This is a genomic window from Clostridium algoriphilum, from assembly GCF_020443705.1.
In the GTDB taxonomy this organism is placed as follows: domain Bacteria; phylum Bacillota; class Clostridia; order Clostridiales; family Clostridiaceae; genus Clostridium_AD; species Clostridium_AD algoriphilum.
The window spans coordinates 1-14059 of record NZ_JAIZZK010000037.1 but is presented as its reverse complement, the minus strand read 5'-3'; the positions used below and the strand labels follow the sequence as shown (position 1 = coordinate 14059).

Sequence of the window (14059 nt, the reverse complement as noted above, 5' to 3'; positions counted from 1 at the left end):
AGGTAATTGGATATAAAAATTATTGATATTTGTAAACAAAATCATGACTATACAATTCCACACAATTTTCATTGTGTGGAATTTATTATATTCTAATTAGCATTTTTTAATACATTAAATTCATTACATATTTTTACAGTTATATTATCTTTAAAAATTTCCTTATTCTAATAATATCTTTACCAGTGTAACTATCATTTAATGGACCAATTGTTATACTCTTTACTAGACCTTTAGGAATGTCAATTTCTAAATAATCTTGTGTTTTATAATTATTATTACATTTCAGATAAAAATTTTCCTTAACCTTAAAACATTTAGCCTTAAATATGGCTCTAACCTCATTTTAAGGATTTCAATAATTACTATGCCCTACAAGGTCATAGACAACGGTTAGTATTTTTACTTGGACTTGTAATGGTTTAAGGGTAGGAGCGCTACTATGGCTTAAATGGACTGATATTTACTTGGTAAAATGGAACTCACAGTTAGAGGGAAAGGTCTATTTTCTTTTTCTTCACTATTTATCATATTTATTAATATTAATTTATAGTTTTCGTTTTAGGTTATGTTATTTCCAATAAAAAAAGCCCTCATATATTCTATGAGAGCCTTACTTTTGGTGCGTCGGACAGGAGTCGAACCTGCGACCAACTGGTTCGTAAAGTGACGTTTTAAGTGATTTTAAACAGTCCTCAAAGTGGCTTAAATGCTCACTTTGTTTTTTAAACTATATTTATCTATCCCTATTTATTTTAAACTATAAGGGGCAAAAAAAGGGGCAAAATAAAATCAATGGGTTTGTTTTTAGTTACCAATAACAAAGTAGGTAGAAATCTGAAGTTTTGTTATCTTCTGAAAGAACTTTTCCATCTTCATCGTAAACATCTCCAAGTGTTATTGAAGATGCTTTAGCTTATCTGATATTACATAAAACAATACATTCAAAAGAATAGTTACTTAATTAAATTTAACTAAATGCTTAACATCCCATATAAATCAATGTTTTACGCAAAAGAGCAAATGTCTGATTTTATAATATTCGTATATCCTTCATTGAGATTTTCACACTTAGTTTTTGTTTTTTATCGGCGTCAACACTGTAAAGTTATGAATATGTTTGATGTAAAAAAACAAGGATACTCACTTAATATGAATATCCTTCTTAATCAATAATCTCTATTGTTTAATTGTTATAACCAAACTATTTGTAGTAGCTATGATTGTTGAATTTATATACTGACATTTAACTTAGATATGGTGTGTTTACTTTCTATTTTGCTATCCCAATATTCTAAACCATTTAATAATTTTTCAATACTAAATGTATTTTTTTCTTTTATTATTTTATTAAATTCAATTGGTGTAATTAATTCACTTATATTAGGCAATTTACTATCATATTCTTTTTCCTCTTCTAAACTAATCTTAATATTACTAGAATATAATTCTCCTATTTCTTCTTCACTTAGTGATAAACTTTCACCTAAAATAATAGGCGTAGGAATCCAGTCTGCAACATTTCTATACTTATTAATATACTTCGCTACATCTATTTGTTTATACTCTTCACCAGCAATAATTATCATCCTGTATTCATTACCCCTTGCATTTTTTAACTCCATTTTTAGCTGACCCTTCATTTATTATAAAATATTAATGGCGTCAGGCTTAATGTTATTTGTATTGGTTGTATACTTCATAAATACGATAATGGGTATATACATACTTGTATTTACGTCATTAATAAAATTGAAAAGATTTATGAAATGGAGAGACGTAAATTAAATTTTGCATCTCTTTTTTATTTATAAATATGAGTTTAACACAATACCTATTGTGTTAAACTCATCTAAAACCTTAAGACCATTGAAAATACTATGTTTCTTTGAATAAACCAATGATTTAAATTATAATAATTGAAAATAGTTTAACATAACGTATTGTCTTGTATAACTTAATTTACTATAATGGATTATAAGCAAATATAATTCGGAGGTAAAAAAATAATGAATTTTGTACAACCAATTAGAGATAAAAATAAAATCAAAGAAATAAAAGCTTTGTTATTAAAAAATAATTACAGAGATTTCATTTTGTTTACTCTTGGAATAAATACAGGATTTAGAATTTCAGATATTCTAGAGATTAAAGTAAATGATGTTAGAAATAAAACTCATATTGCTATTAACGAGAAAAAGACAGATAAATTAAAAAAGGCATATATAAATTCTTCACTAAAAGAAGAACTTGATAAATACATTTTTGATAGGGGTGCGGGCATCTTTTAGCGGAAAATATACTCTAAGGCTCTAGACTATTCCTATTAATACCAGCAAACCTGTATTAATGGAGCTATAATTTCTATAAAACTGGTAAAACAAACGACCGTATTATTTACTTTATTATTTTAACCTCTTGCAATACAGTTTCAAGCTATTTCATGAGTAAACTTATAAGGTAAATAATTCAAAGTAAATGTATTGAGTCTATATAACGTTTTTTTTACTGATAAATCAGCTTAGTGACATGTTTGGTACAAGCTAGTTACAATTGCCAAAAATACGTTAGAGTATATTTAAATTGTTGTTTTGATTAGTTTTAATCCTTAGCGTATAATTTCCGCGTTTTGCTGCCAGTACCCCTGATATGAATGATGACGATTTCTTGTTTAGAAGTCGAGAAGGAGAAAATAAACCAATTAGTAGAGTTAGAGCATATCAATTATTAACTGATGTAGCTAAAAAAGTAGGGCTTGAGGAAATAGGTACACATACACTCCGGAAGACCTTTGGTTATTGGCACTATAGACAGCATAAAGATATTGCACTTCTACAAGAACTATTTAATCATTCGGCTCCAAGTGTAACATTGCGCTATATTGGAATTAATCAGGATGCCATGGATGCATCCCTAGAAACCTTTTATTTATAGGAGCGGTCTCGCCAACGTAATTCTGAATCACACCATTAAGAGTCTTATAACATCTACGTAAAGGTAAATACATTTTACGTAGATGTTCATAATTTTTTGTTATGCTTTATGAATACATTTTATAAGCTTTTTTAACCTTACGTAAAGGTATCTCTTTACGTAGGGTTATTTGTTTTAAGATTAAAAATATTATTTATCAGAGTTGTAGAAGCATTTATATTACTTGATTTAAAGTTGTTTCTTTATTCATTTATCCATAATTTCCAATTTTATGGTAATAATAGTATAATTAGATTAGTTTAATATAACTACTACAAGAATATCGAAATAAACGAATGATAAGGCATACCTACAAGGAGGAAATATTAATGAATGATTCATACTCAGGCATAAATTCTAATCAGACTCTAGCAACTTCAAAAGAAGCAAATTTAATAATTAAGTTTTTTACTGGTATAAAGAACGATAATGATGCTCTACAAATGTTGAAAGATGTACAAGCTCATTACGATAAAAAAGGTGAGTATTTAGAGATTGATGCCGATGTGTTTTGGCGTTATTTACTAAACCGTAAACCATATCAACAAAATATAAGAAAAAGTAAAACTATTAGATACTATGATTTTAAGAAAATAATTAAAATCAAGGAAATAAATAGTTATAAACAATTGGTTGAAGCTGCTAATGATTATAACAATAAATATAAATATTATATATGATTTACACGCCTACAACCCATAGGTACACTGTTTTTATTAAATTTAACTGAAATCTAACTACCGCACTTCCGTTTGCTACTACCGCATTCCCTAATAGAACTTTCCCTACGGGCTACCCTTCCATTCTCAACTAAGCTTGGTATATGAAACTAGGGACTTCTTTAAGGTTATTATGAGTACCCTGCAGCATGGTAAGTTTGCGATTTAAAGCAGGAATGGTAAGACTTCCAATATTGTCACCCTCCACTGGATATACTGGGTAAAGGGTTTATTTTGCCCTTAATTTCGAACTAACTGATATTTTGGTTAGTATTTTTTCTTTTATTCAGTAAACTAATAATTGCAGTTATTGTAAGTATTATTACTAAAGCAACAATTGCACAAAATATATAACCTAAAGATGAATTTAAAATAGTACTATTCGACCCCGGCACTGAATAATGTGGTAACAAGGCTTTCCACTCATCTCCAAACCTATTCATTCCTTCTGGAATAAATCCAATCTTTGATTTTAACTCATTACCCGACCATTCTCCGTAGGCATTGCCCTGAGCTACAAGTCCGAGAGGAGCGAAAATAATTAAAGCAATCAATGCATGCCAATACTTCTTTATACCTCCTATAACCTGCGAATTCTCAGCTTCTGATTTTTGAGGTGGATAAATCTTGAGCATGGCTGGATTTGATTTTTGCATATATTTTACTACAAATCCTGTTACTACTGCTTCCAACGGGCCTGCTAAAATAACATGAGCAAACAATATAGCCGGTACAGTTTGCATCAAATTATATGGTGCATACAAAGGAGTCCCATCAAGTTTATGAAATAATAACGGTTGAAGCCCAAGCTCAATTCCAGCACACAATGCTGAAATATTTATTGCTACGTATCCCGCTATCATTGAAGCAATAAATCTACGTCTTGAAGAAATTTTGGAATTACCGGATATTAACTTATATAGATAATAGCTTACAAAAGGTATCACAAATGCCATGTTGAACATATTGGCTCCAAGTGTCAGAATACCACCGTCGCCAAAGAAAAGCGCTTGAATTATAAGTGCGATACTCACCCCTACCGTGGCAGCCCAAGGTCCCAGAATGATTGCCAAAATTGTAGCTCCAACTGCATGAGCAGTAGTACCATCAGGTATTGGTATATTGTACATCATAATTGTAAACGAGAAAGCTGCTCCAATTGCCAACAGTGGGACTTGTTTATCCTTTAATGTCTTTTTTAAGTTTGCTGCTGCTATGCCTATTACTGGAACCATGACGGCTCCCATTATTGCACAGGTTTGGGGACTTAAATATCCATCAGGTATGTGCATAATATATCCTCCTAAAATTTAAATAATAATGGATTGACCTGTTAGTTTACTATATTAAAAAATAATTTCTCAGCTAAATGACTATTCGTGACTGTGAAAATGATCATGATGTTCGCTTGGGTCAAATACGTGAACATGCCGGTGATAATGCTCATCTATGAGATTTACAGAAAGTAATAACTCTTTATTTGATAATATATCCTTAGGCGAATAGGCGAACCCTCTGCAACAATCTCATGATTTTCATTGAAAACTATTACCCTATCTGCAATTTCTTCAACAATGTCCAGATTATGAGTGCACGTAATTAAAGTCTTGCCTGCATTATTAAGTTCTACCAATAAATTTATCAGCCATCTTTGAGTGCGTGGATCTAGTCCATTAGTGGGTTCATCCAATATCAAAACTTCTGGATTAATTGATAATATTGAAGCAATAGCTACTTTCTTTTTCTCGCCTCCACTTAATTTATATGGTGGCCTATCCTTTAACGATTCCAAGTTAAGCATCTTAATAACTCCATTTACTCGGTCATTTACTTCCTTAAAGTTAAGCTTCATCTGCAAAGGTCCAAAAGCTATTTCTTCCCATACATTGGTAGAAAACAATTGTGCATCTGAATTTTGAAATATAAATCCAATCCTTTGGCGAAAAGATTGTGAAAACTGCTCATCATTTAATGTTTCTTCCGTAACAAGTTGACCAAAAGCCCTATACTCACCTTTACTTGGAAATATCAAACCGTTAAGGATTTTTTGAAGTGAAGATTTTCCTGAGCCGTTAGCTCCTAAAATAACTATTTTTTCACCACTGTAAATATCTAAGTTTATATCTTTGAGTACCGGTTCATCCAGTATATATTCAAATGAAACATCGCGAATCTTCATTATTTTTTCCTTATCCAAGAATAATTTCACCTCCAAAAGCTGCCAGAACACAAATTATTACACCTAAAAGCCATTGAAAATCGAGCAAAGTAAATTTAAACCTGTTCATAATAACTGGCTCGCCTTTATAACCTCTTGATAACATAGCACCGTACACTTCTTCACTTAAGGCATAACTTTTACCAAAGAGACTTCCAATTGTATTTGAGACAAAACGGCGGCCTTCTCTTGAATCAATTTTGCTGAAAGTTCTACTTTTTCTAGCAACGAACATATCTGTTGTAATATTTAGTAATATAAAAATATAACGATAGCACATTTCCAATGTTGTGATAAATATTTTTGGTAAAAACAAAACTCTGAATGCCTTCATTAAATTAGTGAAGCGGGTGGTAGTCGTAAATAAAAAAGCTAGAGAAATTGAGACTCCAACTCTGATTATTAATAAAATAGCTCCTGACACTCCCTGCGATGTAATCGTAAGTTCTGCTGGAAATGTGAGTGGACCCAAATGTACTTGATGACCGAAGTTTATAAGTGAAATTAAACTAGTGCCAGGCCTGACAAAGTTAAAAATTGATGGTAATACCGCAACTCCTGTAAAAAGAGGTGTAATCAACCATATCCGTTTAAAATATAATTTTAACGGTACATATGATATCTTTGCTAAAATACATGATATTAAATAAACAATAGTTATTATAATCACATTATGAAGCAAAGTAGATGTTAGGATTAATATAAGTAACGATATTACCTTTACTCTCGGATCTAATTTTTGTAAAAAACCTTTTTGAAAGGCTATATCTTCAAAAAAAATGACTTCCTTTAAAAGTTTAGCAATACTATTAATAGTCTTTTCTAAAAAACTGACTTTCTTCCTTTTTCCAATACACCCACATGGACACATGCCTATTTCTCCACCGTTTAACAACCACTCCGGTACTTGATTTTTAGAATTCATTCGTTTTCTCCTTTGCGCAATCTATCAAATAAAAGATAAAAAGCCACAAAAGCCTTCTTACTTTAAGAAATAACCTTCGTGGTTAATTAAATACTCTTTTTATATTCAGCGTAAACAGTAAGTTATATACCGACCTGATATTCATATAATCACATTCTAAAATTTAACATATTCTTGGAAGTTGAATTCCAGATGGCATATCAACTAGTCTTTTTCCACCTACTACTGTGTTTAAATAAACTTTTTGTCCCAATTCCTGCGTAACTTTTCCAATAATTACAGCTTCAGACCCCAGTGGATGCTTTCTCATTGCATTAAGTACCTTTTCAGCGTAAGCTTCTGGTACAAAAGCACATAGCTTTCCTTCATTAGCAATATATAATGGATCGAATCCAAGCATCTCAGTGGCACCTTTTACTTCTTCTTTCAAAGGTAATTTATTTTCTTCAAGTGCTATGGTTACATTGCTAAATTCACTAATTTCATTAAGTACTGCCGCCACTCCACCTCTTGTAGCATCACGAATAACATGGATTCCCTCATATGCTTCAAGCATTGTGTCTACTAAGGAATTAAGGCTAGCACAATCGCTTTTTAAATTTCCTTCTAACCCAAGTTTATTTCTTTCACACATTATCGTCATTCCATGGTCTCCTAATGTACCATTTATTATGACGATGTCTCCCACTTTTGCATTGGCACAATTAATATTGACATTCTCATAAATCCTACCAATACCAGAAGTGTTAATAAAAATTCCATCCACATTGCCTTTTTCTACAACTTTTGTGTCTCCGGCAACAATTTTTACACCCGCATTACTCGCTTCATCGGCCATAGACTTCACAATTTCTTCTAATTTTTTAATAGAGAAACCCTCTTCAATAATAAAAGCACTGGTTAGGTAAAGTGGTTTTGCTCCACTTACGGCTATATCATTTACAGTACCGCAAACTGCTAATTTACCGATATTACCGCCATTAAAAAATATTGGATTTACTACAAAAGAATCCGTAGTAAACGCAAGTTTTTTAAAATTTATATCTACTTGAGCTGCATCATTCATCTGATTCAAAATATCGTTATTGAAATATTTGAAAAACACTTCATTAATCAATCTATTAGTTTGTACACCGCCACTTCCGTGACTTAGAGTTATAGTGTCGTTCATTTGAAATACCTCCCTTTATTTAGTGTCTTTGTGGTATCTGTAATATGCTGCACAGGTACCTTCTGATGAAACCATGCAAGAACCAACTGGATTTTCTGGCGTGCAAAGTTTTTTAAAAAGTGAACAATCTGTTGGTTTGATTTTCCCCTTAAGTATTTCTCCACATTTGCATCCAGGACTGCCGTCATATTCTTCATAATCTATTTTAAAATGCTTAAGTGCATCAAAATCTTCATACTCACTATTAAATTCTAAACCACTTTTAGATATTCTACCAAGTCCTCTCCAACTACTATCCACAATATTAAAAGCTTTATTCAAATATTCTAAAGCTATGGGGTTGCCCTCTGTTTTAACTATTCGTTTATATTCATTATCAATCCTGTATTCCTTTTTGCTTATTAAATTTACTAATGTATTTAACCCTTGGAGTATATCTATAGGCTCGAACCCTGTAACAACTCCAGGAATATTATAATCCTCGCTTAGAAATTCATAGGGTTTCGTACCTATAATTGCACAAACATGCCCTGGTAATAAAAACCCGTCTATTTTCAAATCTTTATCTTGAACTAAAGCTTCCATAGCTGGTGGGATGATTTTATGGGCGGTAAAGAAAAATAAATTTTTTATATTATTTTTTTTAGCCTCCATAGCAGTAACCGCAGTCATAGGGGCAGTAGTTTCAAAACCTACTGACAAAAATACTACCTTTTTCGAAGGGTTTTGTGAAGCCATAATAAGGCAATCCATTGGTGAGTACACTATTCTTACATCTGCACCTTCTGCCTTTTGTGTGCTTAGGGAACCTTTTTTTCCGGGAACTCTCATCATATCTCCAAAGGTTGCAATAATTACATCTTCTTTTTGTGAAAGTGTTATTGCTGTATCTATATAGCTCTGAGGTGTAACGCACACAGGACAACCTGGACCTGATATCAGATTTACATTTGGAGGAAGTACGTCCCTAATACCATATCTGAATATAGCCATAGTATGGGTACCACAAACCTCCATAATGTTTATCTTTTTACTAGAAATATTATTTAGTTTTTCTACGAGTTTTTTCGAAGATTCATTATTTCTAAATTCATCAACAAACTTCATTTTGGGCAAGCTCCTTTAAAATATCCAAAGTTATTTTCGCTTCATCTTCATCTATCATTTGTATTGCACAACCTGCATGTACAAGTACATATTCATTCACAGTTGCCTCTGGCACGAGATGCATAAATACATCTCTCTTCATGTTTCCAACCTCTACTATACCTTTATTTCCGTCTAAACTTAAAACCTTTCCTGGAATTGCTAGACACATTTTCTCTCCTCCTTTTTCTTCTTTCACTTAAAAATATTATCCAGATACTTACTTCATACATTAATAAAACAGGAGCCGCTGCCACAACAAATGTAAGAAAATTCACTGATGGCAATAACACTCCCTCTACCACCAGCACTCCTAACATAACCGGGATTTGCTTTTTCCTTAAAATCTTAGAACTTATGAGAGAAAGCTTCCCTAATATAACTAATATGTATGGTATTAGAAACATAATACCTGTGTAAAGACAAAAAATTCCTATGAAATTAAAATAGGTACTACCATTTAGCACTGGTTTTAAGTATGTGTTTCCATAGGAAATTAAAAAACTAAGTGAATGTGGCAATATCATTGTATATCCAAAAACTATACCAATTATAAACAAACTAGAAATAATAAATGCATTCTTATATAAAAACTTCTTTTCTGTTTTCGTTAAGCCAACTCGCACAAATGCCAATATTTCATATATTGTAATAGGGCTAGTTATAATTATGGCTACTATAAGGGACACTTCAAGTCTTGTAACAAAACCTTCTGTTAACTTAAAGTATACTAGACTTAAACTGAACTTTGCTATAGGTTTCATTAGGATATTAATTAAATAATTAACCTTATCATAAGTATAAAAAGCAGCAGAAGAAATACTTATAACACATATTATTAATCTTTTTCTTAACTCATGTAAATGATCTACTACAGACATTTCATTTGCTGCCATACCTTCACCTCATAAAATTTGTATTATATTTATTCTGAAAGTTCTTTACTTTTGCGTCGTTTATCCTTTTTTTCAAGTAAGAATATCGACCAAATACTTATTTCGTAAAGAACTAAAATTGGCAAAGTTACAATTGTTAAAGTAAACGCATCTGAAGATGGAGTTATTATGGCTGCAGCTATAAACGATAGTAAAATCGTCATCTTCCTTGCCTTTTTAAGCATGTTGGAATTTATAATTCCAATTCTTGATAAAGCTATCAATATTAGTGGAAGTTCAAATATTACCCCTATACAAAAAAGTAATGATCCTATGAAGGAAAAGTATTCATTTGCAGATAGTATAGGTTTCATAAAACCATCACTGGTATCCATAAGAAACTTTATAGTAGTAGGTAGAACCAGTGTATATCCAAAATACATTCCAAAAACGAAGAGGATAAAAGACAATGGTAAAATGACAAATATCAAGAGTTTCTTAATTCTTTTTGTTATTATAGGTCCAGTTGCTTGTATTATTAAAAAAATAACCACTGGGGAGGCTACAATTAGTCCTCCTAAGAAAGAAACCCTTATCTTTGCCATTAATCCTTCAGCCGGAGTCATAAAATGTAATTGTATCCCATTCAGTGGCTTTGCGAGTATATTAATTAACAAATTTGATTCAAGATATACAAGAGAGGCTGCTGCAATAATAATTAGAATAACCCAAATGATAATTTTTCTAAATCTCTCAAGCCAGTGGGCAGCCTGAACAATTAGTTCACTCTTAATCATAGTTTTACTCCCTAAAGATTATTTTACTTCTTATTTTTTAGTTTCTTCTACTTTAACTTCCGCTTTGGTTTCTTGTGCCTTAACATCTTCTTCCGTTTCTGTTTTTTTAACATCTGATTTAGCTTCTTTTTTATTATCATTCATTAGTTCTGATGATGCCTTTTTAAATTCTTTTATAGTTTCACCAACTGACTTACCCAGGGATGGTAACTTTCCTGGTCCAAAGATTATAAGTGCAATAACTAATATTATTGCAAGCTCCGGAAAACCTATTCTTGGCATAATAAAATCCCTCCTCTTATTTAATCTTTATTTTTTTATTTTTTATTTTACTCATTAACCACGAACATATTTCATCTATACCCTGATTTTTAACACAAGATGTTTCAAAGGTATCCACATTAGCATTTAAAGATTTTATATCTTTGTAGAACTCTTTTTTGTCAAAATCAGTAAATTCTATTAAGTCCAGTTTGTTCAAAATAATTGCACCACTTTTTTCAAACATGAGTGGATATTTCAAAGGTTTGTCATTTCCTTCTGTGGTACTCAAAACAGAAATTTTTATATCTTCACCAATTTCAAATTCTGCTGGACAAACTAGATTACCTACATTTTCGATTACTAGTAAATCAATATTATCAAGAGTTAATGAATTTAATGCACCTTTAATCATTTCCGCATCAAGGTGACACGCTCCTCCAGTGTTAATTTGAATTACTGGAACTCCCTGCGCCTCTATCCTCTGCGCATCTTTTGTGGTATAAATATCTCCTTCAATTACAGCAATATTTATATCATTTTTAAGCTTAGCTATTATTCGCTCAAGTAGTGAAGTCTTACCTGAACCAGGTGAACTCATTAGATTTATAACATAAATACCTTTTTCATCTAGTAATTTTTTATTTTTAGAAGTTATCTCATCATTTGTTTGAAGAATGTTCGTAACTACCTTTATTTCACTCATATTTTAATCTCCTTCTATTGTATTTACATAAAGCTCATATCCACTAATAATACTAGAGCAAAATTTGTTACAACATGGACATAGTTTATTAAAATGATCAATTGGGAATTCTTGTTTACAGTCAATGCATTCAGCTACTGCCTTGACTCCTTCTATTTCTAAAGTTGAGCCCGCAAGCATTGTATCCATTATGCAGCTTTTAAATGCAAAATTTAAGGATTCTGGCATAACACCAGATAACGCTCCTATTCTTAACGATACTTTGGTAACTTTAGTGAATTTATTTTCAATTGCTTTTTCTGTTACTATTTCAACTACATTTTGAATTATAGAAACTTCATGCATATTTATCTCCTAATTAATTTCTAATTCTTTTTTTATATTATGAATTATATCTGGGATCTTAGAAATCAATATTTGTGTCATTTCTAAATCTACAGCTATTTTCTCTGGTTCTATTCCGAATATAACCACTTCAGGGTATTTGTTCATCATGTTTGCCATTCGTGCGACGTCCAGTATTTGAACATCATGGATAGAAAGATTTTCTTTTTTATAGTTTTTAATATCTTCTGGTTTTATTTTATATATTGTGCCAGGTTTTAAACCTGCCCTTAAGCAATCTACAACTATAACTTTTTTATAATCAAGAAATAAACCAAGTGTATCAAGTGTGGAAGTACCTCCATCTACTAATTCAATAGTAGATGGAAGTTTTTCATTTTCTAGTTGTTTTATAACATGTACTCCCACACCATCATCTTGGAGTAAAATATTACCTATCCCAAGAATAACGGTGTCCTTAATAATTAAACTCATAGAGGTTGTACAACAAAGTTTGACATTTCAATTCCTTCTGGTGACATTACATGAACAGAACATCCTGTACATGGATCAAAGGAGTGTACTATTCTTAAAAGTTCAACCGGCTGCGTAGTATCTACAACATGAGTTCCAATTAAAGCCTTTTCAATAGGTCCCACATTTCCTGCATCATCCATTGGTGAAGCATTCCAACAAGTTGGAGTTACTATTTGGTATTTAGATATTTTTGAAGTTGCAACAGAAACCCAATGTCCAAGGGCTCCTCTTGGTGCCTCTGTTAATCCTATTCCAGTTCCTGAAGTTGGTGCTCCAAGATTTGTGAATGCACTTGCGCCAGCTACTATTTGGTTGAGCCATGTCTGCATATTAGCAGCTATCTTAGCTGTTTCAGTATATCTAGCCATATGCCTATCCATTACCGAAACTCCATTTTTATAATCTCCACTAATCCAAGTTCTTGCAAGGCTTCCGGCTTCATAAGGAGTACCATTGTATCTTGGTGCCTTAAGCCATGTATAAGCTCCTGTTTTTCCGTAGCTTGGAGTTGTTGTTTCACTTGCTGGGTTAACACCAGATGGTGATGTATACCATGAATGTCCTACGTATTCTTTTATATTGGCAGCAGCAAAGCTTGAAACTATGCCGTTAGTTACTGTTCCAGCTGGAAATAACTTAGTTCCAGTTGTATTTGTATCAAATACTCCATAGGCTATTAAATTACCGTATCCTTTGCCAATTGTGTAATAGTCACTATATGTTGATGCTAATAGATTAACATCGGCCTTATAGGTATTTGTAATAAACGTTGTTATAGTATTTAAATAATTTCTAAAATTTGTTATGTCTGTTGAAGTTGGAAGAGCAGTTACACCACCAGGAACTACGTTGCCCACATGTGGTAGCTTACCACCAAAAATTGCTCCCATTTCATGTGCTTTCCGCCTTATTGACAAAGCCGTAACATAATTATTTATTAAAGTTTGGCTATCAGTAGCATTAAATTTAAAATCTTGCGAATAACCAGGCGTCCATGGATTCATTTGTGGTCCCTTAACGTAATCCATTAATGCTAGTTGATAAAAATGTAATATGTTACTAGATATAAAGTTAGCTCCTTGTATAAGATTTCTTAAAAGAAGGGCTTGTAAATTTGGAGTAAACCCTGAAGCAGCTTCAACTGCCTTTGAGGATGCAATAGCATGTGATACCGGGCACACTCCACAAATTCTTTGTGTTAAGAATGCTGCATCCTTTGGTACTCTGCCTATAAGCATGTTTTCAAAGTCTCTAAATAAATTACCCGTAGCCTCCGCAGCTGTTACAATGTTGCTCGCGTCAAGAGTTACTGAAACCTTTAAATGTCCTTCAAGTCTAGTTATTGGATCTAATACTATAGTACTCATCTTTTATCCTCCCTTTCTTAAATAAGTTAATCTCGATTGC

The 14059-nt window shown here is 32.0% G+C and carries 17 protein-coding genes; 3 read left to right on the top strand and 14 right to left on the bottom strand.

Features of this window, described 5'->3' with window-relative positions:
• Positions 1 to 1232: 1232 nt before the first annotated feature.
• Positions 1233 to 1625 (bottom strand): hypothetical protein, encoded by a 393-nt coding sequence (locus LGK95_RS18820; protein ID WP_226126457.1) that lies wholly within the window; start codon positions 1623 to 1625, stop codon positions 1233 to 1235.
• A gap of 384 nt (positions 1626 to 2009) precedes the next feature.
• Here LGK95_RS18820 and LGK95_RS18815 point away from each other — a divergent pair, with 384 nt between their 5' ends.
• The 3 genes from LGK95_RS18815 (at position 2010) to LGK95_RS18805 (ending at position 3653) form a co-directional block, all read left to right on the top strand.
• Positions 2010 to 2291, top strand: a complete 282-nt coding sequence (locus LGK95_RS18815; RefSeq protein WP_226126456.1) for a site-specific integrase — start codon at positions 2010 to 2012, stop codon at positions 2289 to 2291.
• 358 nt (positions 2292 to 2649) lie between these two features.
• On the top strand, positions 2650 to 2934 hold the full coding sequence (locus LGK95_RS18810) for a tyrosine-type recombinase/integrase (RefSeq protein WP_226126455.1): 285 nt from the start codon (positions 2650 to 2652) through the stop codon (positions 2932 to 2934).
• Between the two features lie 368 nt (positions 2935 to 3302).
• Complete coding sequence (locus LGK95_RS18805; protein WP_226126454.1) at positions 3303 to 3653, top strand: hypothetical protein; 351 nt, start codon at positions 3303 to 3305, stop codon at positions 3651 to 3653.
• Positions 3654 to 3943: 290 nt separating this feature from the next.
• Here the strand turns inward: LGK95_RS18805 and cbiM are convergent, their stop codons facing one another.
• The 13 genes from cbiM to LGK95_RS18740 form a co-directional block, all read right to left on the bottom strand.
• Entirely contained in the window at positions 3944 to 4984 is a 1041-nt protein-coding gene (gene cbiM / locus LGK95_RS18800; protein ID WP_226126453.1) for a cobalt transporter CbiM, read from the bottom strand.
• A gap of 164 nt (positions 4985 to 5148) precedes the next feature.
• Positions 5149 to 5889 carry an energy-coupling factor ABC transporter ATP-binding protein gene (locus tag LGK95_RS18795; RefSeq protein ID WP_226126452.1) on the bottom strand — a complete coding sequence of 247 codons (741 nt, stop codon included), beginning with the start codon at positions 5887 to 5889 and terminating at the stop codon, positions 5149 to 5151.
• The gene (cbiQ, locus tag LGK95_RS18790; protein WP_226126451.1) at positions 5882 to 6835 is read right to left on the bottom strand and encodes a cobalt ECF transporter T component CbiQ; all 954 of its coding nucleotides are present in this window, start codon (positions 6833 to 6835) and stop codon (positions 5882 to 5884) included. Before cbiQ ends, LGK95_RS18795 begins: the two co-directional genes overlap by 8 nt.
• Positions 6836 to 6998: 163 nt before the next feature.
• A complete protein-coding gene (gene hypE / locus LGK95_RS18785) occupies positions 6999 to 8006 on the bottom strand; it encodes a hydrogenase expression/formation protein HypE (protein ID WP_226126450.1) in 1008 nt (335 codons plus the stop codon).
• Between the two features lie 15 nt (positions 8007 to 8021).
• Positions 8022 to 9113 (bottom strand): hydrogenase formation protein HypD, encoded by a 1092-nt coding sequence (hypD, locus tag LGK95_RS18780; RefSeq protein ID WP_226126449.1) that lies wholly within the window; start codon positions 9111 to 9113, stop codon positions 8022 to 8024.
• Complete coding sequence (locus LGK95_RS18775; protein ID WP_226126448.1) at positions 9100 to 9324, bottom strand: HypC/HybG/HupF family hydrogenase formation chaperone; 225 nt, start codon at positions 9322 to 9324, stop codon at positions 9100 to 9102. The genes hypD and LGK95_RS18775 overlap by 14 nt, the downstream gene beginning before the upstream one ends.
• The gene (gene tatC / locus LGK95_RS18770; RefSeq protein ID WP_226126447.1) at positions 9278 to 10048 is read right to left on the bottom strand and encodes a twin-arginine translocase subunit TatC; all 771 of its coding nucleotides are present in this window, start codon (positions 10046 to 10048) and stop codon (positions 9278 to 9280) included. The genes LGK95_RS18775 and tatC (LGK95_RS18770) overlap by 47 nt, the downstream gene beginning before the upstream one ends.
• Before the next feature lie 29 nt (positions 10049 to 10077).
• Positions 10078 to 10824, bottom strand: a complete 747-nt coding sequence (gene tatC / locus LGK95_RS18765; protein ID WP_226126446.1) for a twin-arginine translocase subunit TatC — start codon at positions 10822 to 10824, stop codon at positions 10078 to 10080.
• Positions 10825 to 10854: 30 nt separating this feature from the next.
• Complete coding sequence (gene tatA / locus LGK95_RS18760) at positions 10855 to 11106, bottom strand: twin-arginine translocase TatA/TatE family subunit (RefSeq protein ID WP_226126445.1); 252 nt, start codon at positions 11104 to 11106, stop codon at positions 10855 to 10857.
• A gap of 16 nt (positions 11107 to 11122) precedes the next feature.
• On the bottom strand, positions 11123 to 11791 hold the full coding sequence (hypB, locus tag LGK95_RS18755; protein ID WP_226126444.1) for a hydrogenase nickel incorporation protein HypB: 669 nt from the start codon (positions 11789 to 11791) through the stop codon (positions 11123 to 11125).
• A 3-nt stretch (positions 11792 to 11794) separates the two neighbouring features.
• The gene (hypA, locus tag LGK95_RS18750) at positions 11795 to 12136 is read right to left on the bottom strand and encodes a hydrogenase maturation nickel metallochaperone HypA (protein WP_226126443.1); all 342 of its coding nucleotides are present in this window, start codon (positions 12134 to 12136) and stop codon (positions 11795 to 11797) included.
• A gap of 9 nt (positions 12137 to 12145) precedes the next feature.
• A complete protein-coding gene (locus LGK95_RS18745) occupies positions 12146 to 12610 on the bottom strand; it encodes a HyaD/HybD family hydrogenase maturation endopeptidase (RefSeq protein WP_226126442.1) in 465 nt (154 codons plus the stop codon).
• The gene (locus LGK95_RS18740) at positions 12607 to 14019 is read right to left on the bottom strand and encodes a nickel-dependent hydrogenase large subunit (RefSeq protein ID WP_226126441.1); all 1413 of its coding nucleotides are present in this window, start codon (positions 14017 to 14019) and stop codon (positions 12607 to 12609) included. The genes LGK95_RS18745 and LGK95_RS18740 overlap by 4 nt, the downstream gene beginning before the upstream one ends.
• Between the last annotated feature and the right edge of the window lie 40 nt (positions 14020 to 14059).